Raw genomic sequence first — 20,523 nt, 5'->3', positions numbered from 1 at the left:
ATTTTATGGACCCTTTAGGCTATGCACTTTACACATTGAGTGGGAAGGACTATTTAGTCAACCCTGAAATAAAACAACCAATTACTGGTGACACCCACCCTGCTCCAACACGTATTTTATGTGTTTTTTTCATCGGCATGCTCGTTGGGATGTGGCTTTAATCAGTCAGTCATAGAGGTAACACCAAGTACAAGCAATTCAATGAGATAATTGACGTTATCATATAGCTACTGACATTAATATCGTCTAAGACTCAATCAAATTTATGCTTGAAAGGCTTAACCGTTGATGTTAGTACTATTGGCTATGAAAAGAACTTATCTAGATGCAATCACCGCCACTACCACCATGAGGATACTCAGGGGGTAGTTTTTTGCGTCAATCGAAAACCTCTGAGTGAGTCATCGCCAGAGGTTTTTTTGTATCTAGGCTTTGTATTTCACTCAGACTCAACTGGAGATGAAATATGAAGACACATCGAGAAATAGCAGAGCAACTTGATTTATTCCACTCAGAGCCACAAGCACCTGGCATGATATTTTGGCACCCTAATGGATGGCGACTTTTTGAACGAATTAAAAGTCATATGAGAGCAGTTTACCGTAGAAGTGGATTCGAAGAGGTCAATACTCCTGTCTTTATGAAGCAGGAACTGTGGGAAAAATCCGGTCACATGGCTATGTTTGCTGACAACATGTTCTTTGGAGGAAGCAATGAATGTCACGACAGATACGTACTCAAGCCAATGTCTTGCCCTGCCCACATTTTGCTGTACAAGCGTGGAGTTCATAGTCATAGAGAACTACCTATCAAATTGTTTGAGTTTGGACTCGTTCATCGCAATGAATCATCAGGATCGTTAAACGGTTGCTTGCGTGCACGTCAGTTTACTCAAGATGATGCCCATGTATTTTGTCAATGGGAGCAGACTGAGCATGAAGTTCGCCAATTCCTCCAGCGAGCTAGTAAAGTTTATAACAATTATGGGTATCAACAGATCGAAGTGAAAATATCGACTAAACCTAGCAAAGCATTAGGCGAGCACGAAGATTGGATTCGAGCGCAAGATGTCCTCATTGCAGCTTGTCGCAATGAAAATCTCACAGTCGAACTACAAGAAGGAGAGGGCGCATTTTATGGACCAAAAATTGAACTGTCTTTAACGGATTCAATGGGAAGAAGTTGGCAGTGTGGAACGATTCAATTCGATTTCAATCTCGCCAACAGATTCGACGTTCAATATGTCAATGCACAAGGTGAGTTTGAGGCTCCAGTGATCATGCACCAAGCAATGTATGGTTCTATCGAACGTTGGATTGGTATCTTACTGGAAACGTCTCAGGGTGACTTACCTTTATGGTTACATCCTTTACCAATAGCAATCGCATCCGTAAAGGAGTCTAGTTGTGGTTTTGCTAAAAACGTAGCTGAAAAGCTTCTAGAGAATGACATACCTGTGCTTACAGATCTCAGCCAAAGTTCAGTTGGTAGGAAGATGAAACGTTTCCACTCCAAAAAGATTCCCTTTATCGTCACTATTGGTGACAGTGAAACAGCTCAAGGTATGGTTTCTATTAAAAACCGAAAAGATCATAAAATAGACCAAGTGCCAATTGAACAACTAGTTAGCTATGTTTCAACACGACTAGAATAAGAAACGGAGATTTATTAGGTTCTCCAGGGCTGTATTTGACGTCTAGAGATTTTGCAAAATTGGGGCAACTATATTTGAATAAAGGGCTATGGAACGATCAGCGCATTTTTTCCGAAAAATGGGCCGATGCCAGTCTAATTCCTAAAGGACGTTTTTGGGAAGATAGAAATGTTCAGTATGGACATAACTGGTGGTTTTCATTGATTAAAGTTGGAGATAAACGATTGTCTATTGCGGGCATGAGAGGGTCGGATGGTCAAAACATGTCCACCATACCTGATCTTCAGCTTATTTTTCTGATCACATAAGAGTGTCCTGAATTCTGTGTAACTGTCTAGACTTAAGCCTAAAGGCTAAGGATGGACAATATGGATAAGAAAGCACTCGGAGCTTTTGCTCGTGAAGCAGCAAAGTCAATTAAGACAGAATCTGATCTTGATGACTTCCGAAAAATGTTAACCAAGGTGACCGTTGAAACGGCGTTAAACGCTGAATTCGATGAGCACCTTGGATATCAAAAACACCAATCTAGAACCAGCTCCAACTCCCGCAATGGCTACTCGGGTAAGTCAATCATCACCGATGATGGAGAGGTCGATATTGACGTCCCTCGAGATCGTGAAGCTAGTTTTGAACCTCAACTCGTCCGCAAGCACCAAACTCGATTCCAATCCATGGACGACAAGATATTGAGCCTGTACGCGAAAGGCATGACTACGCGTGAAATCGTCGCAACGTTCAAGGAAATATACGATGCTGATGTCTCGCCAACGCTGATATCGAAAGTAACCGACTCGGTGCTTGAGCAAGTGATTGAATGGCAGTCGCGACCTCTCGACGAAATTTACCCTATCGTCTATCTCGATTGCATCGTGGTTAAGGTGCGTCAAGACAAGCAAGTCATCAACAAAGCAGTCTATCTTGCATTAGGCGTGAACATGGAAGGCCAAAAAGAACTGCTCGGTATGTGGCTCTCTGAAACGGAAGGTGCCAAGTTCTGGCTTAACGTGCTGACTGAGCTTCAAAACCGTGGGATAAAAGACATCCTTATCGCTTGCGTTGACGGACTAAAAGGCTTTCCTGACGCCATCAACACTGCGTTCCCAGAGACGCAAATACAGCTCTGTATCGTCCACATGGTGCGAAACTCGGTCAAATACGTCCCTTGGAAAGACTACAAAGCGGTGACGACTGACCTGAAGAAAATCTACCAATCAGCCACAGAAGATGAGGCTCTGCTGGCTCTAGAGCAGTTCTCTGACCGATGGGATAGTAAGTATCCTCAAATCAGTCGCTCTTGGACGGCGCATTGGGACAACCTCAACACCCTATTTAACTACCCAGAGGATATTCGCCGAGCCATTTACACGACTAACGCTATTGAATCCCTCAACAGCGTTATTAGAAAAGCGATTAAGAAGCGCAAGCTCTTCCCAACGGATGAATCAGCTAGAAAGGTGATCTACCTAGCTATCCGAGATGCTTCCAAGAAGTGGACGATGTCGATTAGAAACTGGCGACAAGCTCTAAACCGCTTTATGATTATGTTCGAAGACCGACTCACTGATTACATGTAACCCCGACAGTTACACAGAATTATTTACAGGGTCAGGCATAGGTTTATCTGTTAACCGATGCCTTTTTTATCAAAGCCTTCAGCGAGATAGATTACCGACCGGATTCAAGATATTTATCGACAGCCTTTTTCCATTCAAGAATATAATCATCGAAGTTGTGAGCCATTTTTTGTACATACTCATCACCTGCTTCTGAAGTACTCGTATAGTAATAAGTAACTGTGGCAAGTGACTTTTGCCCCGATAGCTGATCGACATCAACAGTGAGTAGAGTCACATCTCGTTCAGGGATAAATCTCGAATAAGCGATTTCGTTGTTTTCTGGGTCATAATCAGTTATCTGCCAGACAATAAACTGCCCGTCTAACAATGTAGAAAAAACTCTACCTCTTTTGGGTTCTTCTTTTCCACCATAAAAAGCAGGGTTAAATGGAGGCACCCAATTTTTCTCACCTATTGGAGTAAACAAATAGAATGCTTCTTCTTTTGGGAGTGGGATTTCGAAGGTCGATGTTCTTGTTTCTTCAATTCCTTTATACCCATAAGAACTCACCGTATTGTCCGAGTGACCCGAATGAGATGAATGGCTGCTTGAGGCTGCAAGGATATGAGTACTGGCCAAAGTGACTGCTGCTATAGCTGAAGTCGTAAAAAAAGTAAGGCCTTTCTTAAACATTGTGGCGTTCCTTAATGGTTGTTAATTAGATACACAAGCTTTCCTGCCAACCAGAATAAATACCTGATCACCTATTTATCTAGATTGGTGCCTGAGCTCTGATTTCAGAGGAATCGGTCTTAGAATCCATCTGAGTGAATGCCACCTTAAAGCTTTCACCTGTGGACAGGTCAAAGTGATATTTTCGTCTCTTGACCCGTCTATAAGTGAAGGCTTTATCATTCTGTTGATTTCAAACAAGAGAGGTAATCATGTCAGTAACACAACAGACCATAAACAAAGCTAAGAGCCATCCTTTGCTAGAACACTTCTCACATTCCTTGTCTCCAGTTAATAAGGGAATTTTACTGGCCCTCATTTCAACCGCTTTGTTTGTTATAGTCGGTGTACTTGTACGGACGCTGAGTGAACGAATTGATCCTTTTCAAATCCTTTTATTCCGCCAGGTTGTATTCGTAATACTGCTGTTTCCTGTCATTGCATCTAATATCAAAGTATTGATTCGACCGAACAAAGTAGGGTTGCATTTATTGAGGGTTTCAGGAGCTTTCGTCGCTTTGTATTTTGGATTTTTAACCGTTAGCGGTTTACCTTTTGCTGACGCGACAGCTCTTGGATTTGTTCAAGTACTTTTTGTCGCGCTGGTTTCTAAAGTATTTCTATCTGAGACTATTGGTTTCAATCGAGTTTTTACGATTGTCGCAGGGTTTGTCGGAGTGATGCTTGTTGTACAGCCAACCTTTGAAGATGCCAATTTCGCCTACGTAATGTTTGGTATTGTGGCGTCGTTTGGTGCTTCAATAGCGGTAATTTGCGTGAGAAAAGTCGCTCAGACAGAACCTAAGATAACACTACTCTCTTATCAGGCTATTTTTGTAGGTCTTATTGCCTTGGTGCCTGCATTATATGCTTGGGTATGGCCAACACTCCCTGATCTTATGTTGTTGGTATTGGTTGGTTTGATTTCATCAGTAGCACAGTGGTTTGGGGTTAGCGCTTACAAATGGGCTGAAGCGAATGTTGTCGCCAACGTGGAATACGTGAAAATCATATACTCACTAGTTATCGGTTTCTTTTTGTTCTCCGAAGTACCTGACGCTTTTGCAATACTAGGCAGCTTGATCATTTTACTTAGTGCTATTATTCCAACGTTTATTAGCAAACGAATTCTGTCCAACTCTAAATTCTGAGGGTAAGTCATGCTCACTGTTACACAGCTTGCTAAAAAATTCGGCATATCTAGAACAACATTACTGTATTACGAACGTGAAGGGCTGCTATATCCTAGTTTACGTACCGCGAGTGGTTATAGACAGTATGGACAAAAAGAGATCGATAGACTGAGTAAAATTATTTCATATCGCGCGTTTGGTGTCCCCGTACAAGAAATCTCGACGCTATTGGATAACAACAGTGAGAAGGAGAGGGAACAAATTTTACGTGGGCAATTTTCATCATTAGGTGAAGAAATTCAAAGGTTAAAAAAGCAGCAAGCCGCTATTGTCGTTATGTTAAGAGCACCTTCATTAGTCAGTGAAAAACCAATAACTAAAGAGCAATGGACAGAGGTAATGAGGACATCTGGTTTAAATGAAGATGACATGCATGAGTGGCACAAGCAATTCGAATTGCTAGATCCAGAAAATCATCAAAACTTTTTGGAATCGTTAGGAATTGAGGAGGAGGAAATAAATAGGATTAGGTGCTGGTCAAAAGCGCACCAGAGTAAGTGATCTTTGTAAAGTACCAGCCTCAAATACAAAGACAGCCAAAGTTGAGTTCTTTAGTAGGAACCCTGCTGTAATAAATTCGGGCTAGGCGTCTAAGTCAGTTTTGTCCCATTCCCCCCTTAACGTAACTACTCAGAGGCAGACTGTACTGCTGAAGTCGCTGACACATTTCCGTGAAAGAGCCTTAAAGCAGCGATGATTATTTAAAGATCACTGCTAGGCTACGGCGACATTACAAGAGGCCACCTGAACATTAAGCGCTCTAAATTATTTAGTTATTTGTTGTGTCTCGAAAAAACGAATTCAGTAATACGCTAACGTGATAGTCAACCGCTGCGGCAAGACTTACATTGGAAGTAAAATGAAAAAAATGGGATTTTTGAGTCACAAAGCTAATTGGTTGGCAATAATCATTTTGGTGTTGGTCTCTTCGTATGTTTATCACACTAACCTATTGAATGAAAACACGTTTACTTGGACACAAGAAGGGACACAAAATGACTGGGCTGTAAGTTTGCCAGAGCAGGAAGGTTTCAATCCAAAACAACTAATCAAGTTACACAAGGATGTTGACCAAAACTCATCCCAAAAAGTTCAGTCAATGCTAATAGTTCGAAATGGTAATCTTGTTTACGAACAATACTACTTAAATAGGAGTTCACCAGACGGCACTCCCATGCCTGATCCGTACCCTCCAACTCCTGATACTTTTCACCACATGAAATCTGTAACAAAGACAGTTACAGCAACCCTAATTGGCCACCTACTATATCAAGAAGATATTCCTAGCATTAATGCCCCCATTTTTAACTACTATCTAGACGAAGAAATCCCAAACATTGAACTAAAGAGAAACGTTCTAATAAGGCATGCTCTGGACTTTAACAGCGGTCTGAATTGGTCGGAATGGAATGACATCAATAGCGATGCTATGAACATGTGGTTATCTAACGACCCTTATAGGTATATCTTCAACAAAGACATGCGCTATCCTCCTGGTGAAAAATATGTCTATCAAGGCGCGATGAGTGTACTTTTAGGCGGTCTGATTGAGAGGGTTACGGAAAAAGATTTGAAAACCTACACCAATGAGGCGCTGTTCTCCCCTCTTAATATTGTCAATTACCATTGGTTTCCTCATGAAATCACAGGAGATTTCTTAGGCTCTTCAGGGCTGTATTTGACGTCTAGAGATTTTGCCAAATTGGGGCAACTGTATTTGAATAAAGGGCAATGGAACGATCAGCGCATTTTTTCCGAAAAATGGGCCGATGCCAGTTTAATTCCCAAAGGACGTTTTTGGGAAGATAGAAAAATTCAGTATGGACATAACTGGTGGTTTCCATTGATAAAAATTGGAGATAAACGATTGTCTATCGCGGGCATGAGAGGGTCAGGTGGTCAAGACATGTTCATCATACCTGAGCTTCAGCTTATTTTTCTGATCACATCGGGAAATTATCAACAACAGGATGAAGACTATCCTCTAGAGCTAATAGTTAACTACGTACTACCATCTCTCGATATAACAAATGCAACGTACTATCCGTAAATATTCCGGAAACTACCAACCTATGGAGAGCTATTTAATCAAGAGGATTTGAATAGCTTTTCCGCCGGCCTTCTATAAGCGATGATACATCGCTTTGACTATTGAAATGTGACAAAACGGAATTTTAAATCCGAGTCCATTTCTCATCTTCCCTTATATATTGCTTCACGGATTTTGCCTTTATCGTATCAATCCGCTAGCCTTTGCGCCAAAGTAGTGGATAACCCCACGACAAAAATACACATCGTCAACGAGGTTAAGACATTGAGCGACCAATTGACCGTCGTCATTATTGAAGATGAATCTGCCATCGCAGAAAACCTGATTCATGTATTAGAAATGGATGGCTACCACGTAGAGTGGTTTGCTACAGCGGGAGAAGGCTTGACCTTTTTGCAGCGCAATTCAGCAGCGTTACTCGTGTTAGATGTAGGCTTACCTGATGGCAATGGTTTTGAACTGTGCAAAACCATCCGTGAGTTTTCTGATATACCTATTATCTTTCTAACCGCGAGATGCGATGAAATTGATCGCGTGGTTGGTTTAGAGATTGGCGCGGATGATTACGTGACTAAACCATTCAGCCCTCGTGAAATGCTGGCTCGTATCAAGCTTCGAATCAAAACCAAAGCGCCGATGACAGAGCTTAAGCCAGAACTCAGTACCATTACTGAACAAGCTCAACTTAACCATAATTTGGTCGCGCAAAACTTCGATTATGGTGTCGGCGGACAAATGCTCGGGCTAACCGCGGTCGAATTCAAGATCCTCGATAAGCTGATTTCGGTTTCTTCCAATGTTTTGAGTCGAGAGCAACTCATGGTCGCCGCAGACATGGCACCAGAGGCCGCATACGAGCGCAATATCGATACCCACATTAAAGCCATTCGCCATAAACTGAAGCCGTTCGAGATGTCTGAACGAATCTGTACCAAGCGTGGCTTTGGTTACTTCTACTGCATTAAAGGTGAATGATGAATCGCTGGCCAAGGATTCCGCTTGGGTTAAGACTGTTTTTTCTCTACTTCATCTTAGTAGGAATGACAGCTTACACGGTGAGTAAAACCGTAGTTCAAGAGCTAAAGCCGACCGTGCGCCAAACCACTGAAGAAACGCTGGTGGATATGGCGAACCTGCTTGCGGTATTAGCAGAAGAAGACGTTGCTAACGGCAAATTATCTGAGAGTCGCTTTTCTAAACTGCTAGCGGCTTACGGGCAGCGAGAACCACAAGCGCGCATTTGGGAAATTGGCAAAAAGGCGATTAACCATCGAATTTACATCACAGACAAACAAGGTATTGTGATTGCGGATTCTTGGCAGCAAGATGTTGGTAAAGACTACTCACAATGGAACGATGTGTATCTCACACTGCGCGGTCAGTATGGCGCACGTAGTACTATTGAAGATCCAAAAGACCCTCTTTCAACCGTTATGCACGTTGCCGCGCCCATTTACCACAGAGGCGAAATCATTGGCAGTGTGACGGTTGCAAAATCCAATCGCTCTGTGCAACCCTTCATCGATCTTTCTAAACGCAATGTGCTGTTTTGGATGGTGTGGATGAGTGGCTTAGTACTACTTGCTGGGGGACTGTTCGCTTGGCGAATTCATACGGCACTGAACAAGCTAGAAGACTACGCGACGAAAATGGGCGAAGGCGTAAAGGTTTCTAAACCGACATTTCGTATTTTTTACGAATATGGCACGCTAAGCGACGCGTTAGAGAAAATGCGCAACCAGCTCGATGGTAAACAGTATGTCGAAGAGTACGTGCAGACGTTGACTCATGAGTTGAAAAGCCCACTGTCAGCGATTAAAGGCGCGAGCGAAATACTGCAGATGCCACTATCAGAAGAAAAGGTTGCTCGCTTTGCTGGCAACATTGAGCGGGAAAGCGATCGCATGCAGTCATTGATTGATAAGTTGTTGGAACTCGCTCGTCTTGAAAAGCGTCCCGAGCTAGAACAAGTCGAATCTATCTCGCTAAACCAAATGGTTAGTGAAGTGGTTGCATCGGCGGATGCGCGCTTGAGTGCTCAATCGGTCACTGCCAACATCGATATTGACAGACATCTCACTGTGCTCGGTGACGCCTTCTTACTCAAACAAGCCGTTTTTAACTTGATGGACAATGCGCTGGATTTTGTTCATTCAGAAGGATGTATTGAATGGGAAGCAGAAGTTACGAAAGAAAAAGTCTGCCTGTCGATTTTTAACACTGGCCCTCACATTCCGAACTACGCGATGCCCCGATTAACTGAGCGTTTCTATTCTCTCGCTCGCGAAAGTGGCGTTAAGAGCACAGGGCTCGGGCTGAATTTTGTTGAACAAGTTACCAAGCTACACAAAGGTGACTTGCGTGTAGAAAACATTGAGTCCGGCGTGAAAGTAACCCTGACATTGCCAACTCCATAGAAACTCCACATTAGCTTCATTCGTTCTCCAAATTGCTACTTTAGATTACTGCCATCAGCAAATGGAGAATGAAAAATGAAAAAGATCCTTAATAACCAACTCGGCACGAAGTTCGCTTTCGTGCTGTTTTTGTTTGTCTTACTGCAAATCCCCCTTTCAATGGTTACAGGACTGATCTCAGAACGCTCCTATCGCCAAGATGAAGTCAGAAACGACATTGCACGCAGCAGCAGTGGCGAACAGCGAATCATTGGTCCTTTCATTATGGTCAACTACACCGAGACCAGTTACCGAGATGATAAAGTACAGATTAAAGATCGCCGTAAATTCCTCTTACCCAGCACTTTTGACATGAGCGCCAATCTGGACAGTTTTGAAAAGTATCGCGGCATTTATCGCGCGCGTTTATACAAAGCGCAAGTGGCACTGAAAGGCACTTTTGATGCTGGCGACATAGCCGAACTGAAAAATCTCGATATTGAAAACATCAGCTTGGTAGTCGGCATTGAAGACAGTCGCGGATTGATTCGTTTCGATGACATGGCACTGGCGAGCTCCGATATCGTAATAATGCCGGGAACAGGGCTAGATCAGCTACCACAGGGCTTCCACAGCGCATTGAAACTAGTCGACCTAAACACAGAACAACCTTTAGCGTTTAATCTTAACTTCATGCTGCAAGGAATGGGGCAGCTACAAGTGACACCAATTGGCAGCCAAACGACGGTTGAGCTGTCTTCTTCATGGCCACATCCTAGCTTTATCGGTGACTACTTACCAGTGTCGTCCGACGTATCTGACGACGGATTTAAAGCGCAATGGGCGAGCAACAACTTCTCTACCAATATCGCACAACTGTTCCAAAGCTGCTTATCATCCAACAACGCCTGTCATGAACTAGAACAGCGACAAATGGGCGTGGATTTGATTGACCCAGTAGACCACTATTTGAAGTCTCATCGAGCGGTAAACTACTCATTACTGGTTATCACGTTAGTGTTTGCAAGTTTCTTTTTACTTGAGCTGTTCCAAGCGCGTCCAGTTCACCCGGTGCAATACGGCTTCATTGGTTTGGCTTTGGCGCTTTTCTATCTGCTGCTGATTTCGATGAGTGAACACTTAGGTTTTAACTGGGCATACGTGGTGTCGGCGATAGCATCGACGGGGCTATTAAGCGTGTACGTGAGCGGCATGTTGAACAATTCCAAACACGGCGTGATATTCGGAGCATGCTTGCTCACTCTCTACGGATTGCTGTTTGGCTTGCTACAAGCAGAGAGTTACGCATTGGTCATGGGTACATTACTGTGCTTCGCGATTTTGAGCTTCACTATGGTCATTACACGCAACATCGACTGGTATGCTCGAAATAAGAAAGCAGATGAAAGCGCAAAGGCGAATCATGAACACGTTTAAGCAAGCTACTTTCACTGGTCAGCCAAGCGATATGGTGGAAGAAACGTCCACTATTCACCTTCGATTTTCTGCAAAAAATGGGCTCAAAAGCCTCGTATGTTTTATCACTTTGGTTGTTATTGCGCTTTGCGTCCGCGACAGCTTTATTCGCCCAACACTTGGTGATGTATTAGCTGTGGTTTGGTTCTACTACTTATTGGCAAGCTTCTTATCCATGCCCGTCAAATGGCTGGTTTCGCTGGTGGTAGTGATTGCGTTTGCTGTCGAGTTGGGACAACTAGTGCAAGTAGTAACTTGGCTTGGTATCGAGCCCTCATCGCCTTTAGCGGTGATTTTGGGAGCCACGTTTGATTGGAAAGATCTGCTTGCTTACTGCGTAGGGGGGTTATTGTGCTGGTGGATGGAAACGAAATGAAAAGCGAGTTGAACGTCGTTTCTAAAAGGAACCGATGCCGTCACTCCAAGCGAGGTATGCGTAAGAGACTCAAAATCAGTTTACTCAAGCAAGTATACCTTTGGTCACTGACCAACAGAGACTTTCTTTAGATAAACTGTTTAGTTTTGGGCGTCGGTTATTCATATTCTCGTACAGAAAAAGGGAGTCTTATGTTCATTGAAAGTGTCGGTGGGCTGAGGTTCCCTTCATTGAGGTTGTGTACGTAAACTTTGCGACAAAAACAAAATTGGACTCGTTTATTGAGCCCCTGAAGCACATAACCATTCAGAGATATTAACAGCCAGTGCAAGTGTTATTTTTTGCTTGATAATCAATCACATTGCCTTGGCTATCAATAGAAAATGTACAACATTCATCAAACAGGTTATAGAGCATTTTGCGGCTCTTTTGTACTCTGGACTTAAGTGTTGAATAATTAATTCCCATTTTTTCGGCATACTGTGTTTGAGATATGCCGTTTATCTCGATGGCCGTTAACAAATTAGCCTCTTCTTTAGGTAAGACATTGATGAATGGAACAACACACTCGGCTAGTTGCTCCAACACTTCTTGCGTAGGCTCGGGGTGCCAAAACTCGTTTACAATCATATCTATATCGCTTTCGACTCTCCGCTGTCGGTAAAAATCGATAATGGTATTATTGGCAATCTGAAACAACCAAGATTTGATCTTCTTGTTGTCACGCACTTTCGGAAGGTTTTTATAAGTCTTAATTAAAACCTCTTGGAGTAGATCCTCTACATCATCTGCGTCAGAGACATTTTTATGTAAAAAACCTCTGAGGCTACTTTGATACTCAGACCATACTTTCTCAACATTCACTACCATATACTCGTCCAAAGATTTCTTTTATTGTCTTTTAGTACTTGTAAACAGAAGTGCCCATACGAGCACTTCTGTTAGAAAAAACACTAATCGCAACAGTTACTAGTGCTACACCCTGCTCTTTGGACATCCTTACCCTCAGCCAGATAGGTATTGTCTAGGTAAAAATCTGTAAACTTCTCTACAAAATCAGAGGAAACCGACTTATCAGCCAATCCCGAACCCTGTATAGCTTTCTGCCACAATTGAGTTTTAGGCAAACCACACAAAAAGTCGTAACCAGTACGTTCTTTTACAATAGCGGCACGATGCAATAAAGGTAGCCAAGCAATGTCAACGTTACTTAAGGTATCAGACTTGAAGAATTTTGAATTATCTAAAAGTTGCTTTTCGACCTTTTCAAATGCGGTTCTTAACTTCTTCTCTCGCTGTTCGAAAGTTATCTTATCTTTACTACTCATTGTTCCGCATTGTGCCAGATAATTTTTTGAGGCTAAGTAACTCCAAGCTCTATCTAATGCGCGCTGCTCATTGGACACGTCCTGCTCTAACGGACCATATTCATCTTCGATGTATTCAATAATCGCATCAGACTCAAATAAAACCGTGCCATTTTCCGTCAGTACTACTGGGACTTGAGCATTTGGTGATACATCAAGAAACCACTGCGGTTTATCTTTAAGGCTGATGTACTCTATTTCATAAGGAATCTGCTTCGCCTCAAGAGCAGCAGTAACACGTTGTACAAATGGACAGATTTTGAAGCTAACAACTTTCAACATTTTTTTGTTTCCTCTCTAAAGTTAGAATGTTCACACCAGTAAGACGAGAGGACACAAAAAAAGACGAAGCTTTTTAGTAAAAAAAAGTGGGACAGCAAAAACTGCATAGAGAGCTTTATATATTCAACCTTCCTTAGGCCAAAAGATGAGCAAAAAAGCTGATAGGCGAATAAATACAGATACATCCCGCCAGCTAACCGCAGCCTAGCTTTTCTTATTGAAGCTAGGATCCGGATCCATTCAATTCGCCGATTTCAACTTACTGAATAATGTTTAGTCCATTCGAGTAATAAAGGTTTGCTCATCATCCACAAAAGCCACATAACTGCCGTGATAGATAAATACTCGACCACGCCCCTCAACTAGGCAGGCAAGCTGTGGATTCAAATCTTCATCGTTATCTTGGCTTTGAAAAGTACCAGTATCGGTAATAACACCGCTGAGTGTAGGTAAATATCCATAAGCGCGCTTGGCTTGCTCAATCAGACCCAATTCACTGGCGCTAGAGAAGCAAGCGGGGATCGAACCGGCTTCTTCAATAAATAGAGGTTTAAGTTCTTCAAAGGCGGTAATCACCAGCCAGTCAATGCCGTTTACATGGTGGATAAACATAGATGCTCTCGATAATTCTGATGTAAAGATTTTATCACTATCACGAAACAACGTAATAGAGATTTAATGTTGAAAGGCGCTGATTCAGTGCCACTTTCGCACATTCACGAGGCCAAGTTGAAACACGTTTTTGTCCTGAACAGTTTCACTCGGCACTTTCTAGAACGAAAATGCCCCGAAGTTGCCTAGACCTTTTACTTATTCGCATCCTGTTCATGAGCTTTTGCGATTCTAAAAGTTATCCATTCTTCTCATGCTGTTCGCTGCTAACCCCCATGATGTAATACGGGTGAAAGTCTCATACCATTCCATCTTATTGAAATTTGTTAAATTGCCTATTAAAACCGACGCATTGCTATTTTAACTTTTGCTATGATACTGGTTGGTTAGTTTAATGATATTGTTAGGTCTATACATGGCAGGCGTTTTAACGTATTGCAAAATTCAGGAAATGGAAGTATCCCCAACTATGGCTCGCTACCTACAAGAAATAGAGAGTAAAGTTGAGTTGGGTAACTTGTTGGCAATCTCTTTGAGCGGTATCCCGATTCTCGAGCTTTTTACTAAGAGAGTTGCTCCACATACTAGAATCCAAGAAATTGGGGAATATGATTGGGAGCAGTTTGGTACTGCGATGTCTTCTGTTCACTCTAATACTAGACGTTTAGTCAACAACATTGCAGACGACGCCCGCTTGTTTAGTAAGAACCAACAAGAAGTTAAGTTTTGGGGCTGTGTATATGATGCGACTAGGTAGTTTTCTTCTTTTGTTAATTTCTAACTCACTGATTGCAAGTGAGTTAGATGTTGCTTACGAAAAGCTAAATGATAGAACAGACTCCTGCCTTAGCTTGCAAAAGAGGAGCATACAACACGTTAATGATGCGTGGTTATCTTCACTGTCAGATTTTGAGTTAAAGGTTATTCTCTTGGAGCTAAACCGTTCCGCTTTAACTAGATGTGTTGAGACTGAATTTAAGGATTACACTTATCATTTGTTTCAAAAGTCCATCAGTTCAGGTGATGCAAAACCTTTAAATGTATGGTTTGAGCTAAATAGCAGAAACCAACCTGAGGACTATAAGTCCGTGGCAAATAGATTTGCAGATGAAATCTTGACTTTAAGCAAGAGCGGTACTTTTAACTTACCATTTGATACAAAAGCTTATTTCGACACCATAAGAGCATCTTTGAATTAGTCTGAATACAATCTGTCAGTTTCTTAACCTAGGTGTGATTAGATCTGACAGGTTGCCCTAAATTAGTCCTGCCCCAAAATGAGTCAGCGACTGCATGAACCATTGCTCTCCATGCCATCATTTGGAATATTTTTTCTAACCCAGAGCAAGGGGCTAATCTGCCTGTGAGAAACATAGATATTTGGAACCTTAGCACTCTCATAGCTATAGACGTTATGCAATCTGTTTGACTTCAATAACAACCTTTCCAATTTTGTTGTGCTAGCATCGGAAGCATAATTTTAATTTGCTCAGAGGAGAAATGCATTGGCCAGACGAGGAAGTGGTTTAAGGACGGCTATAAAGGTTGTTAAAGCTATAGATAGAGCCAACAAACAAGCCGCCCGCGAAGCTCAGCGTAGAGAGAAAGCTCGGCAACGTGCTGAAGCTCAAGCACTTAGAGAGCATGAAAGAGGTGTGCGTGAAGCTCAGCGAGAATTAAAGCGGCAAGTAAGACAGCAACAATCCGCAGCAAAGCAAGCATTTAAAATTGCGCTATCAAATGCAAATGAAGAATACCAAGACCGCTGTGAAGAACGAGCCGCCCTTAGAAAGCAATTCATACAAGAGGTTTTAAGGTAAACAATGGATAACAATTTATTGATATTAGCAGGCATATCTTTGTTAGCAGTTTTGCTGACCTATATAGTGACGAAACGCTCTGCGGATAAAAAAGTTGGACAGTACAAGTCAATTGATGAAGCGTTAACGAAAGCCAAAGAAGAGCACGAGACATTAAAGAAAGCAAATGAATCACTACAGCAAACTACTGAGATAGCAAAGCAGGCACTTTCCAAAATTAACGCTGAAACTGCCGACCTACAAGCTTTGAAAGGACAAGATGACTCTCTTAAAGTTAGTATTTTAGAACAGCAACAGTCCCTTGACGCGGCCCAAAACTCTCTAAATGAACTTAATGCCAATATTGAAAAAGGCGAACTGGATCTGAACGAGATAATGGGTGGGATAGACTTGTATTCACGACTCGATGAATATGCTGCTCATGGTCATTTTGAAATGCCACAATATCTCTACGAAACATCAACTCGCTATTCTGAAGAGATCAAAGACATACGGCAGCAACAAAAAGACATGATTAAAGCGAAGACCGCAGTCACCTTCCCAGAAACGACCGTTATTTCTAATGATAAGTCTTTGAATAAAAAAATCCTCAATGGTCAAATTAAGCTAATGCTAACAGCGTTCAATATTGAATGTGACATGCTTATTGGCAAGGTTTCTCCAAGCTCATTTGGTCGTACGCTGGAACGAATCGAGAAACTAGCAAACAATCTAGAAAAGTCGGCTGCGACACTGGAGTGTGGCTTTGATATTGATTACATCGAACTAAAATTCGAAGAATGTAAGCTTCAGTATCAATATACCCTGAAGAAACAGGAAGAAATTGCCGAGCAGAAGCTCATCAAAGAGCAAATTCGTGAAGAGCAGAGAGTAATAAAGGAGTTCGAAAAAGCTATTGCTGAAGCTGAGAAAGAAGAAAAAATGTATCGAAACCTTCTTGATAAAGCTCAGCAAGAGCTTGCTCAAGCTAATGAACAAGAACGTAGTGAAATGGAACAAAGAATAGCCATTCTAGAGCAGCAATTGGCCGAAGCTGAAGCCAAAGAAGAGCGTGCCAAGAGTATGGCGGAACAAACTCGTAAGGGACATGTGTACGTGATAAGTAACATTGGTTCCTTTGGAGAAGATGTTTACAAGATAGGTTTAACGCGCAGGCTAGAGCCTATGGACAGAGTTAAAGAGCTTGGTGATGCCAGTGTACCATTCCCATTTGACGTACATGCCATGATTTATACTGATGATGCGCCTGCACTCGAAACAGCTTTGCACCGTGAATTCCATTCTCAACGTGTTAATGCAGTTAACCTTCGCAAGGAGTTCTTCAGTGTCGATCTAGAGGAAATTAAAGATGCCGTTGAAAAGATCGCTGGAGTAGATGCTGAGTTCAAAATGACCGCTCTGGCGGAAGACTATTTCGAAAGCCTCCGTCTTAGTGATGCCGCATGATTTAACAGTTTTGTCCGTCTTCGAGTCAGCCAGATCAGCGCTGGCTCACCTTTGTCCAATATCGAGTTATAGCTATAAACAAAATCTCTTCTATTAAAGCGGTTTTCGTTTACACACTTTCGTATCACTGTCTTATGGCTCAGTTATGTTGAGTCTATTTGCATTCACTCGTCCTTAGTGAAAACACACTTGTTTTTCAGCACCTATACTGAAAACGTCGATATCACGAAGGGCTTTGACATGACACACTTAAAAATCGCGCTGTTTACTCTCTTTCTGACTTTACCACTCAAGGCAGAGGTTCTTACCTTAACATCGTTAGAGTGGCCACCTTATGCAAGTCGTAGCCAACCAGAGCAGGGAGCCTCAGTAGCGGTGGTTAAAGCTGCAGTAGAAGCAATGGGGCACGAACTAAAAGTGGAGTTTTACCCTTGGGAAAGAGCCGTCCATTTGGCGAAAACTCAGCCCAAGTACGCGGGCTACTTTCCTGAATATTATTTTGAATCTGATGATTTGGTGTTATCTGATCCCATTGGAACTGGTCCGCTAGGGTTTGCAGAGAACACATCTAAGCCAGTGACTTGGTCGAGTCTACAAGATCTCAAAAGTTATAAAATTGGTGTCGTGCGCGGTTATATCAACACTGAAGAGTTAGATGCGATGATTGCAAGTGGTGCTATTCAAGGAATCCCAGTCACTGCAGACAACGTAAACCTGAAAAAGGTGGCGGCGAATCGTATCCCACTCGCGGTAATAGACAAAAATGTGTTCAATTACTTACTTCAGAGTGACCCAGAAGTTACCAAGGCAAAAGCTTCTTTACAGATGAACGCTAAGCTTTTGGAAGAAAAGCAGTTATATGTCGCGTTCGGTAATGATGAAACAGGCCAAAAGTGGAAGCAGATTGTCGACGCTGGGCTGAAAAAAATCGACGTCGAGCAGACAATGAGCCAGTACTTTTCGAAATAGCCTAAGCGGGTAAATCTGTCTTGCCACCACTTGCATCAGCAGTGGCTAACATTGCCTTGTCCAAAAACACCTTAAGGTAACCAACTTTCACAACCTGCATACAAAAACGGCCGCTAACTAGCGGCCGTTTACAGTGTAAAGGGAAGTTATTTAAACGTCATTGCCAGTGCAGCGGCAACGTTGCGTGAGGTCATCTCGACGTTGAATGCCGCTTCTTTTAGCGCAGTAGGCAGATCGGTTGCCCCGAGTACGACACTGTAGACAGCATCAATGCCGTGCTCATGCACAACGTGGCAATCTTGCGCGATGCTTCCCGCAATACCAATCACAGGCAAGTCGTACTGTTTGGCAGTGCGAGCGACACCGATTGGTGTTTTGCCATGAATGGTTTGGCTATCAATACGACCTTCACCAGTAATCACTAAATCCGCATCTTTTACCACTTCCGCCAGATTGACCGCATCCATGACAATGCTGATACCTGGGCGTAGGCTCGCATCAAACAGACCAAGTAGAGCAGCACCAAGACCACCCGCAGCACCTGCGCCAGCTTGGTCTATCACTTCTTTACCGTTAGTTTGGCGAATTACTTCAGCGTAGTGAGCTAGGTTGCTATCTAGCTGCTCTGCCATTTCAGGTGTTGCGCCTTTTTGCGGGCCAAAGATATGCGACGCGCCTTTCGGGCCACACAGTGGGTTATCAACATCACATGCCACTTCTAACTTAACATCAGTTAAGCGACTATCTAGACCAGCCAAATCAATGCTGGCAAGCTTTTCAAGCGCCCCACCGCCGTAGGCTAGATCAGCGCCTTGTTCGTCTTGCAAGCGAGCCCCTAACGCTTGGGCCATACCAATACCACCATCATTGGTCGCACTGCCACCAATGCCGACAATGATATGTTTAACCCCAGCATCAAGCGCCGCTTTAATCAGTTCGCCAGTCCCATAGGTCGTCGTTAACAGTGGATTACGCTTCGCTGGTTCAACAAGGTGTAAACCCGATGCCGCGGCCATCTCAATCACGGCTGTAGAGCCATCGCCCAACAAGCCATAGAAACCTTCAACAGGCTGACCTAACGGCCCTGTCACTGTTGCAGTGACAATGCGACCACCCGTTGCATCAACTAATGACTGCACGGTACCTTCACCACCATCAGCCATTGGCAACTTAACAAACTCTGCGTCTGGCATTACATCTTTAAAGCCGTTTTCAATCGCAGTCGCCACTTCCATAGCAGTTAAACTTTCTTTGTACGAATCAGGAGCAATTACAATCTTCATTTTCATTCCTTAAACAAATAAACCAAACACACCGAACATCATGGTCGAGACGAAGGCGATCATCAGACCTACCGCAGACTCGTATGGAATTAACTTCAGACGCTCGCGAATATCCATGTGCACTGCGCCACCTGTCGCATGGAAGAAGCTGCCATGTGGCATGTGATCGAGAACTGTCGCTCCCGAGTGAATCATTGCAGCGCCTGCTAATGCTGGCACTCCGAGTTCTAAAATTGTGCCGCTAAACACACTTGAAGCGACTGCCGTACCCGCCGTTGTCGACGCTGTTGCCAATGCCATCATTGCACCTGAAATTGGTGCCAGTAAGAATGAAGGCAATCCAGATGCCGTTAATACATCAATCAATCCATCTTTTAGGCCAGAGTTAGCGATAATGCCCGCTAAAGTACCTGTACCAAGCAACATTACTGCCACTGGTGCCATACGGCTAAGACCGGCAACAGCGAAGTGATTGGTATCTGCAAAGCGCCCCATGACTACGGCGCCGATAAGACCACCTAAAGGAAGCGCAATTAATGGGTCAACGTTAATACCAGCTATCGGGCGTAGCGACAGCAGTGCAATCGCAACCAACGGTGCAACAATCGCTGCCTTAAAAGCGGGTAGGCGCGAATGATCCACCTCTACCACTTCACACGCATCTACTTTAGAGCCTTTGTTTACAAGTTTTTTCGCGATGAAGTAAGCCAATACCAAGCCGCACAAACCAGGAATCACACCAGCCGCCATCACCGATGTCAGTGGGACATTAAACGCGTCGGCTGCTGCAATCGCATTCGGGTTTGGTGACATCACATTACCCGCTTTACCGCCGCCCACCATGGCTAGCAAAATTGCGGTCTTAGAGATATCAGCGCGGCGTGCAATCGCGAGTGCAATTGGTGCGACCGTAATAACAGCTACATCGACAAACACACCAACCGCAGTCAAAATCATCGTCGCGATAGCGAGAGCAAGAAGTGCGCGTGTTTCACCCACTTTTTTCACTATGGTTTCGGCAATCGAAGTTGCCGCACCCGACTCAATCAAGACACCCGCTAGTACACCAGCGGCAAGTATGCGGAGTACCGCAGTAACGATACCTTGCGCACCACCAATCATCAGTGAAACCGTGTCAGTCAGTGATACTCCACCGACCACACCACCAATTAAGGCACCAATGATCATGCCGTATGCAGGCGGCACTTTTTTCAAAATAAGGGCAATGGCGACGACCAAAGCGGTCAACGCACCAAGGGTAGTGACTTCTATCATTTTGTTGTTATTTCCGATTATTTTGTGAACTG

General features: G+C 43.3%; 22 protein-coding genes. 16 read left to right on the top strand and 6 right to left on the bottom strand.

Annotated elements, in window-relative coordinates:
- The first annotated feature begins 5 nt into the window (after positions 1-5).
- The 4 genes from ZX61_RS24255 (at position 6) to ZX61_RS17755 (ending at position 3,231) form a co-directional block, all read left to right on the top strand.
- On the top strand, positions 6-161 hold the full coding sequence (locus tag ZX61_RS24255; RefSeq protein ID WP_157633184.1) for a hypothetical protein: 156 nt from the start codon (positions 6-8) through the stop codon (positions 159-161).
- A 305-nt stretch (positions 162-466) separates the two neighbouring features.
- On the top strand, positions 467-1,654 hold the full coding sequence (gene thrS / locus ZX61_RS17765; RefSeq protein ID WP_049845925.1) for a threonine--tRNA ligase: 1,188 nt from the start codon (positions 467-469) through the stop codon (positions 1,652-1,654).
- A 74-nt stretch (positions 1,655-1,728) separates the two neighbouring features.
- The gene (locus tag ZX61_RS17760; RefSeq protein WP_150115026.1) at positions 1,729-1,962 is read left to right on the top strand and encodes a hypothetical protein; all 234 of its coding nucleotides are present in this window, start codon (positions 1,729-1,731) and stop codon (positions 1,960-1,962) included.
- Between the two features lie 60 nt (positions 1,963-2,022).
- The gene (locus ZX61_RS17755; protein WP_049845923.1) at positions 2,023-3,231 is read left to right on the top strand and encodes an IS256 family transposase; all 1,209 of its coding nucleotides are present in this window, start codon (positions 2,023-2,025) and stop codon (positions 3,229-3,231) included.
- A gap of 91 nt (positions 3,232-3,322) precedes the next feature.
- Here ZX61_RS17755 and ZX61_RS17750 read toward each other — a convergent pair whose 3' ends face one another.
- Positions 3,323-3,907 carry a hypothetical protein gene (locus tag ZX61_RS17750; protein ID WP_049845922.1) on the bottom strand — a complete coding sequence of 195 codons (585 nt, stop codon included), beginning with the start codon at positions 3,905-3,907 and terminating at the stop codon, positions 3,323-3,325.
- 251 nt (positions 3,908-4,158) lie between these two features.
- Here ZX61_RS17750 and ZX61_RS17745 point away from each other — a divergent pair, with 251 nt between their 5' ends.
- The 7 genes from ZX61_RS17745 to ZX61_RS17715 all read left to right on the top strand — a co-directional run bounded on the left by ZX61_RS17745 (position 4,159) and on the right by ZX61_RS17715 (position 11,437).
- Positions 4,159-5,097 (top strand): DMT family transporter, encoded by a 939-nt coding sequence (locus ZX61_RS17745; protein ID WP_049845921.1) that lies wholly within the window; start codon positions 4,159-4,161, stop codon positions 5,095-5,097.
- A gap of 9 nt (positions 5,098-5,106) precedes the next feature.
- Entirely contained in the window at positions 5,107-5,640 is a 534-nt protein-coding gene (locus ZX61_RS17740) for a MerR family transcriptional regulator (protein WP_049845920.1), read from the top strand.
- A 358-nt stretch (positions 5,641-5,998) separates the two neighbouring features.
- The gene (locus ZX61_RS17735; RefSeq protein ID WP_049845919.1) at positions 5,999-7,189 is read left to right on the top strand and encodes a serine hydrolase domain-containing protein; all 1,191 of its coding nucleotides are present in this window, start codon (positions 5,999-6,001) and stop codon (positions 7,187-7,189) included.
- Positions 7,190-7,453: 264 nt separating this feature from the next.
- Positions 7,454-8,164, top strand: a complete 711-nt coding sequence (locus tag ZX61_RS17730; RefSeq protein ID WP_049845918.1) for a response regulator — start codon at positions 7,454-7,456, stop codon at positions 8,162-8,164.
- Entirely contained in the window at positions 8,164-9,606 is a 1,443-nt protein-coding gene (gene creC / locus ZX61_RS17725; RefSeq protein WP_049845917.1) for a two-component system sensor histidine kinase CreC, read from the top strand. The genes ZX61_RS17730 and creC overlap by 1 nt, the downstream gene beginning before the upstream one ends.
- A gap of 75 nt (positions 9,607-9,681) precedes the next feature.
- Complete coding sequence (gene creD / locus ZX61_RS17720) at positions 9,682-11,022, top strand: cell envelope integrity protein CreD (RefSeq protein ID WP_049845916.1); 1,341 nt, start codon at positions 9,682-9,684, stop codon at positions 11,020-11,022.
- Positions 11,009-11,437 (top strand): ribosomal maturation YjgA family protein, encoded by a 429-nt coding sequence (locus ZX61_RS17715; protein WP_049845915.1) that lies wholly within the window; start codon positions 11,009-11,011, stop codon positions 11,435-11,437. The genes creD and ZX61_RS17715 overlap by 14 nt, the downstream gene beginning before the upstream one ends.
- 315 nt (positions 11,438-11,752) lie before the next feature.
- Here the strand turns inward: ZX61_RS17715 and sigZ are convergent, their stop codons facing one another.
- The 3 genes from sigZ to ZX61_RS17700 form a co-directional block, all read right to left on the bottom strand.
- Complete coding sequence (sigZ, locus tag ZX61_RS17710) at positions 11,753-12,301, bottom strand: RNA polymerase sigma factor SigZ (RefSeq protein WP_049845948.1); 549 nt, start codon at positions 12,299-12,301, stop codon at positions 11,753-11,755.
- Between the two features lie 89 nt (positions 12,302-12,390).
- The gene (locus tag ZX61_RS17705) at positions 12,391-13,086 is read right to left on the bottom strand and encodes a glutathione S-transferase family protein (protein WP_049845914.1); all 696 of its coding nucleotides are present in this window, start codon (positions 13,084-13,086) and stop codon (positions 12,391-12,393) included.
- A 273-nt stretch (positions 13,087-13,359) separates the two neighbouring features.
- Positions 13,360-13,698 (bottom strand): hypothetical protein, encoded by a 339-nt coding sequence (locus ZX61_RS17700; protein ID WP_049845913.1) that lies wholly within the window; start codon positions 13,696-13,698, stop codon positions 13,360-13,362.
- A gap of 415 nt (positions 13,699-14,113) precedes the next feature.
- On the opposite strand from ZX61_RS17700, the gene ZX61_RS17695 reads away from it, so the two are divergent.
- From ZX61_RS17695 to ZX61_RS17675, 5 genes are all read left to right on the top strand, one after another.
- Positions 14,114-14,455 (top strand): hypothetical protein, encoded by a 342-nt coding sequence (locus ZX61_RS17695; protein ID WP_049845947.1) that lies wholly within the window; start codon positions 14,114-14,116, stop codon positions 14,453-14,455.
- Positions 14,439-14,897: a hypothetical protein gene (locus ZX61_RS17690; protein ID WP_049845912.1), complete on the top strand. Its 459-nt coding sequence runs from the start codon at positions 14,439-14,441 to the stop codon at positions 14,895-14,897. The genes ZX61_RS17695 and ZX61_RS17690 overlap by 17 nt, the downstream gene beginning before the upstream one ends.
- A 306-nt stretch (positions 14,898-15,203) precedes the next feature.
- Entirely contained in the window at positions 15,204-15,518 is a 315-nt protein-coding gene (locus ZX61_RS17685) for a hypothetical protein (RefSeq protein WP_049845911.1), read from the top strand.
- Positions 15,519-15,521: 3 nt separating this feature from the next.
- Positions 15,522-16,964 carry a DUF4041 domain-containing protein gene (locus ZX61_RS17680; RefSeq protein WP_049845910.1) on the top strand — a complete coding sequence of 481 codons (1,443 nt, stop codon included), beginning with the start codon at positions 15,522-15,524 and terminating at the stop codon, positions 16,962-16,964.
- Positions 16,965-17,204: 240 nt separating this feature from the next.
- Positions 17,205-17,933: a substrate-binding periplasmic protein gene (locus ZX61_RS17675; protein ID WP_049845946.1), complete on the top strand. Its 729-nt coding sequence runs from the start codon at positions 17,205-17,207 to the stop codon at positions 17,931-17,933.
- Between the two features lie 146 nt (positions 17,934-18,079).
- Here the strand turns inward: ZX61_RS17675 and ZX61_RS17670 are convergent, their stop codons facing one another.
- Positions 18,080-19,216 (bottom strand): glycerate kinase, encoded by a 1,137-nt coding sequence (locus ZX61_RS17670; RefSeq protein WP_049845909.1) that lies wholly within the window; start codon positions 19,214-19,216, stop codon positions 18,080-18,082.
- Between the two features lie 9 nt (positions 19,217-19,225).
- Positions 19,226-20,491, bottom strand: a complete 1,266-nt coding sequence (locus tag ZX61_RS17665) for a GntP family permease (RefSeq protein ID WP_004412799.1) — start codon at positions 20,489-20,491, stop codon at positions 19,226-19,228.
- Positions 20,492-20,523 lie beyond the last annotated feature (32 nt).

It is taken from the genome of Vibrio sp. VPAP30, assembly GCF_001188205.1.
GTDB classification, from domain to species: Bacteria; Pseudomonadota; Gammaproteobacteria; order Enterobacterales; family Vibrionaceae; genus Vibrio; species Vibrio bivalvicida.
The sequence above is the reverse complement of the archived record's forward strand: the minus strand, read 5'-3'. Positions and strand labels throughout refer to the sequence as shown.

Bases quoted from the DNA above. Each gene is read 5' to 3' on its own strand.
- ZX61_RS24255 (WP_157633184.1), top strand. From the start codon at position 6: ATGGACCCTTTAGGCTATGCACTTTACACATTGAGTGGGAAGGACTAT.
- thrS (WP_049845925.1), top strand. From the start codon at position 467: ATGAAGACACATCGAGAAATAGCAGAGCAACTTGATTTATTCCACTCA.
- ZX61_RS17755 (WP_049845923.1), top strand. From the start codon at position 2,023: ATGGATAAGAAAGCACTCGGAGCTTTTGCTCGTGAAGCAGCAAAGTCA.
- ZX61_RS17750 (WP_049845922.1), bottom strand. From the start codon at position 3,907: ATGTTTAAGAAAGGCCTTACTTTTTTTACGACTTCAGCTATAGCAGCA.
- ZX61_RS17745 (WP_049845921.1), top strand. From the start codon at position 4,159: ATGTCAGTAACACAACAGACCATAAACAAAGCTAAGAGCCATCCTTTG.
- ZX61_RS17740 (WP_049845920.1), top strand. From the start codon at position 5,107: ATGCTCACTGTTACACAGCTTGCTAAAAAATTCGGCATATCTAGAACA.
- ZX61_RS17735 (WP_049845919.1), top strand. From the start codon at position 5,999: ATGAAAAAAATGGGATTTTTGAGTCACAAAGCTAATTGGTTGGCAATA.
- creC (WP_049845917.1), top strand. From the start codon at position 8,164: ATGAATCGCTGGCCAAGGATTCCGCTTGGGTTAAGACTGTTTTTTCTC.
- creD (WP_049845916.1), top strand. From the start codon at position 9,682: ATGAAAAAGATCCTTAATAACCAACTCGGCACGAAGTTCGCTTTCGTG.
- ZX61_RS17715 (WP_049845915.1), top strand. From the start codon at position 11,009: ATGAACACGTTTAAGCAAGCTACTTTCACTGGTCAGCCAAGCGATATG.
- ZX61_RS17705 (WP_049845914.1), bottom strand. From the start codon at position 13,086: ATGTTGAAAGTTGTTAGCTTCAAAATCTGTCCATTTGTACAACGTGTT.
- ZX61_RS17700 (WP_049845913.1), bottom strand. From the start codon at position 13,698: ATGTTTATCCACCATGTAAACGGCATTGACTGGCTGGTGATTACCGCC.
- ZX61_RS17695 (WP_049845947.1), top strand. From the start codon at position 14,114: ATGGCAGGCGTTTTAACGTATTGCAAAATTCAGGAAATGGAAGTATCC.
- ZX61_RS17690 (WP_049845912.1), top strand. From the start codon at position 14,439: ATGATGCGACTAGGTAGTTTTCTTCTTTTGTTAATTTCTAACTCACTG.
- ZX61_RS17680 (WP_049845910.1), top strand. From the start codon at position 15,522: ATGGATAACAATTTATTGATATTAGCAGGCATATCTTTGTTAGCAGTT.
- ZX61_RS17675 (WP_049845946.1), top strand. From the start codon at position 17,205: ATGACACACTTAAAAATCGCGCTGTTTACTCTCTTTCTGACTTTACCA.
- ZX61_RS17670 (WP_049845909.1), bottom strand. From the start codon at position 19,216: ATGAAGATTGTAATTGCTCCTGATTCGTACAAAGAAAGTTTAACTGCT.
- ZX61_RS17665 (WP_004412799.1), bottom strand. From the start codon at position 20,491: ATGATAGAAGTCACTACCCTTGGTGCGTTGACCGCTTTGGTCGTCGCC.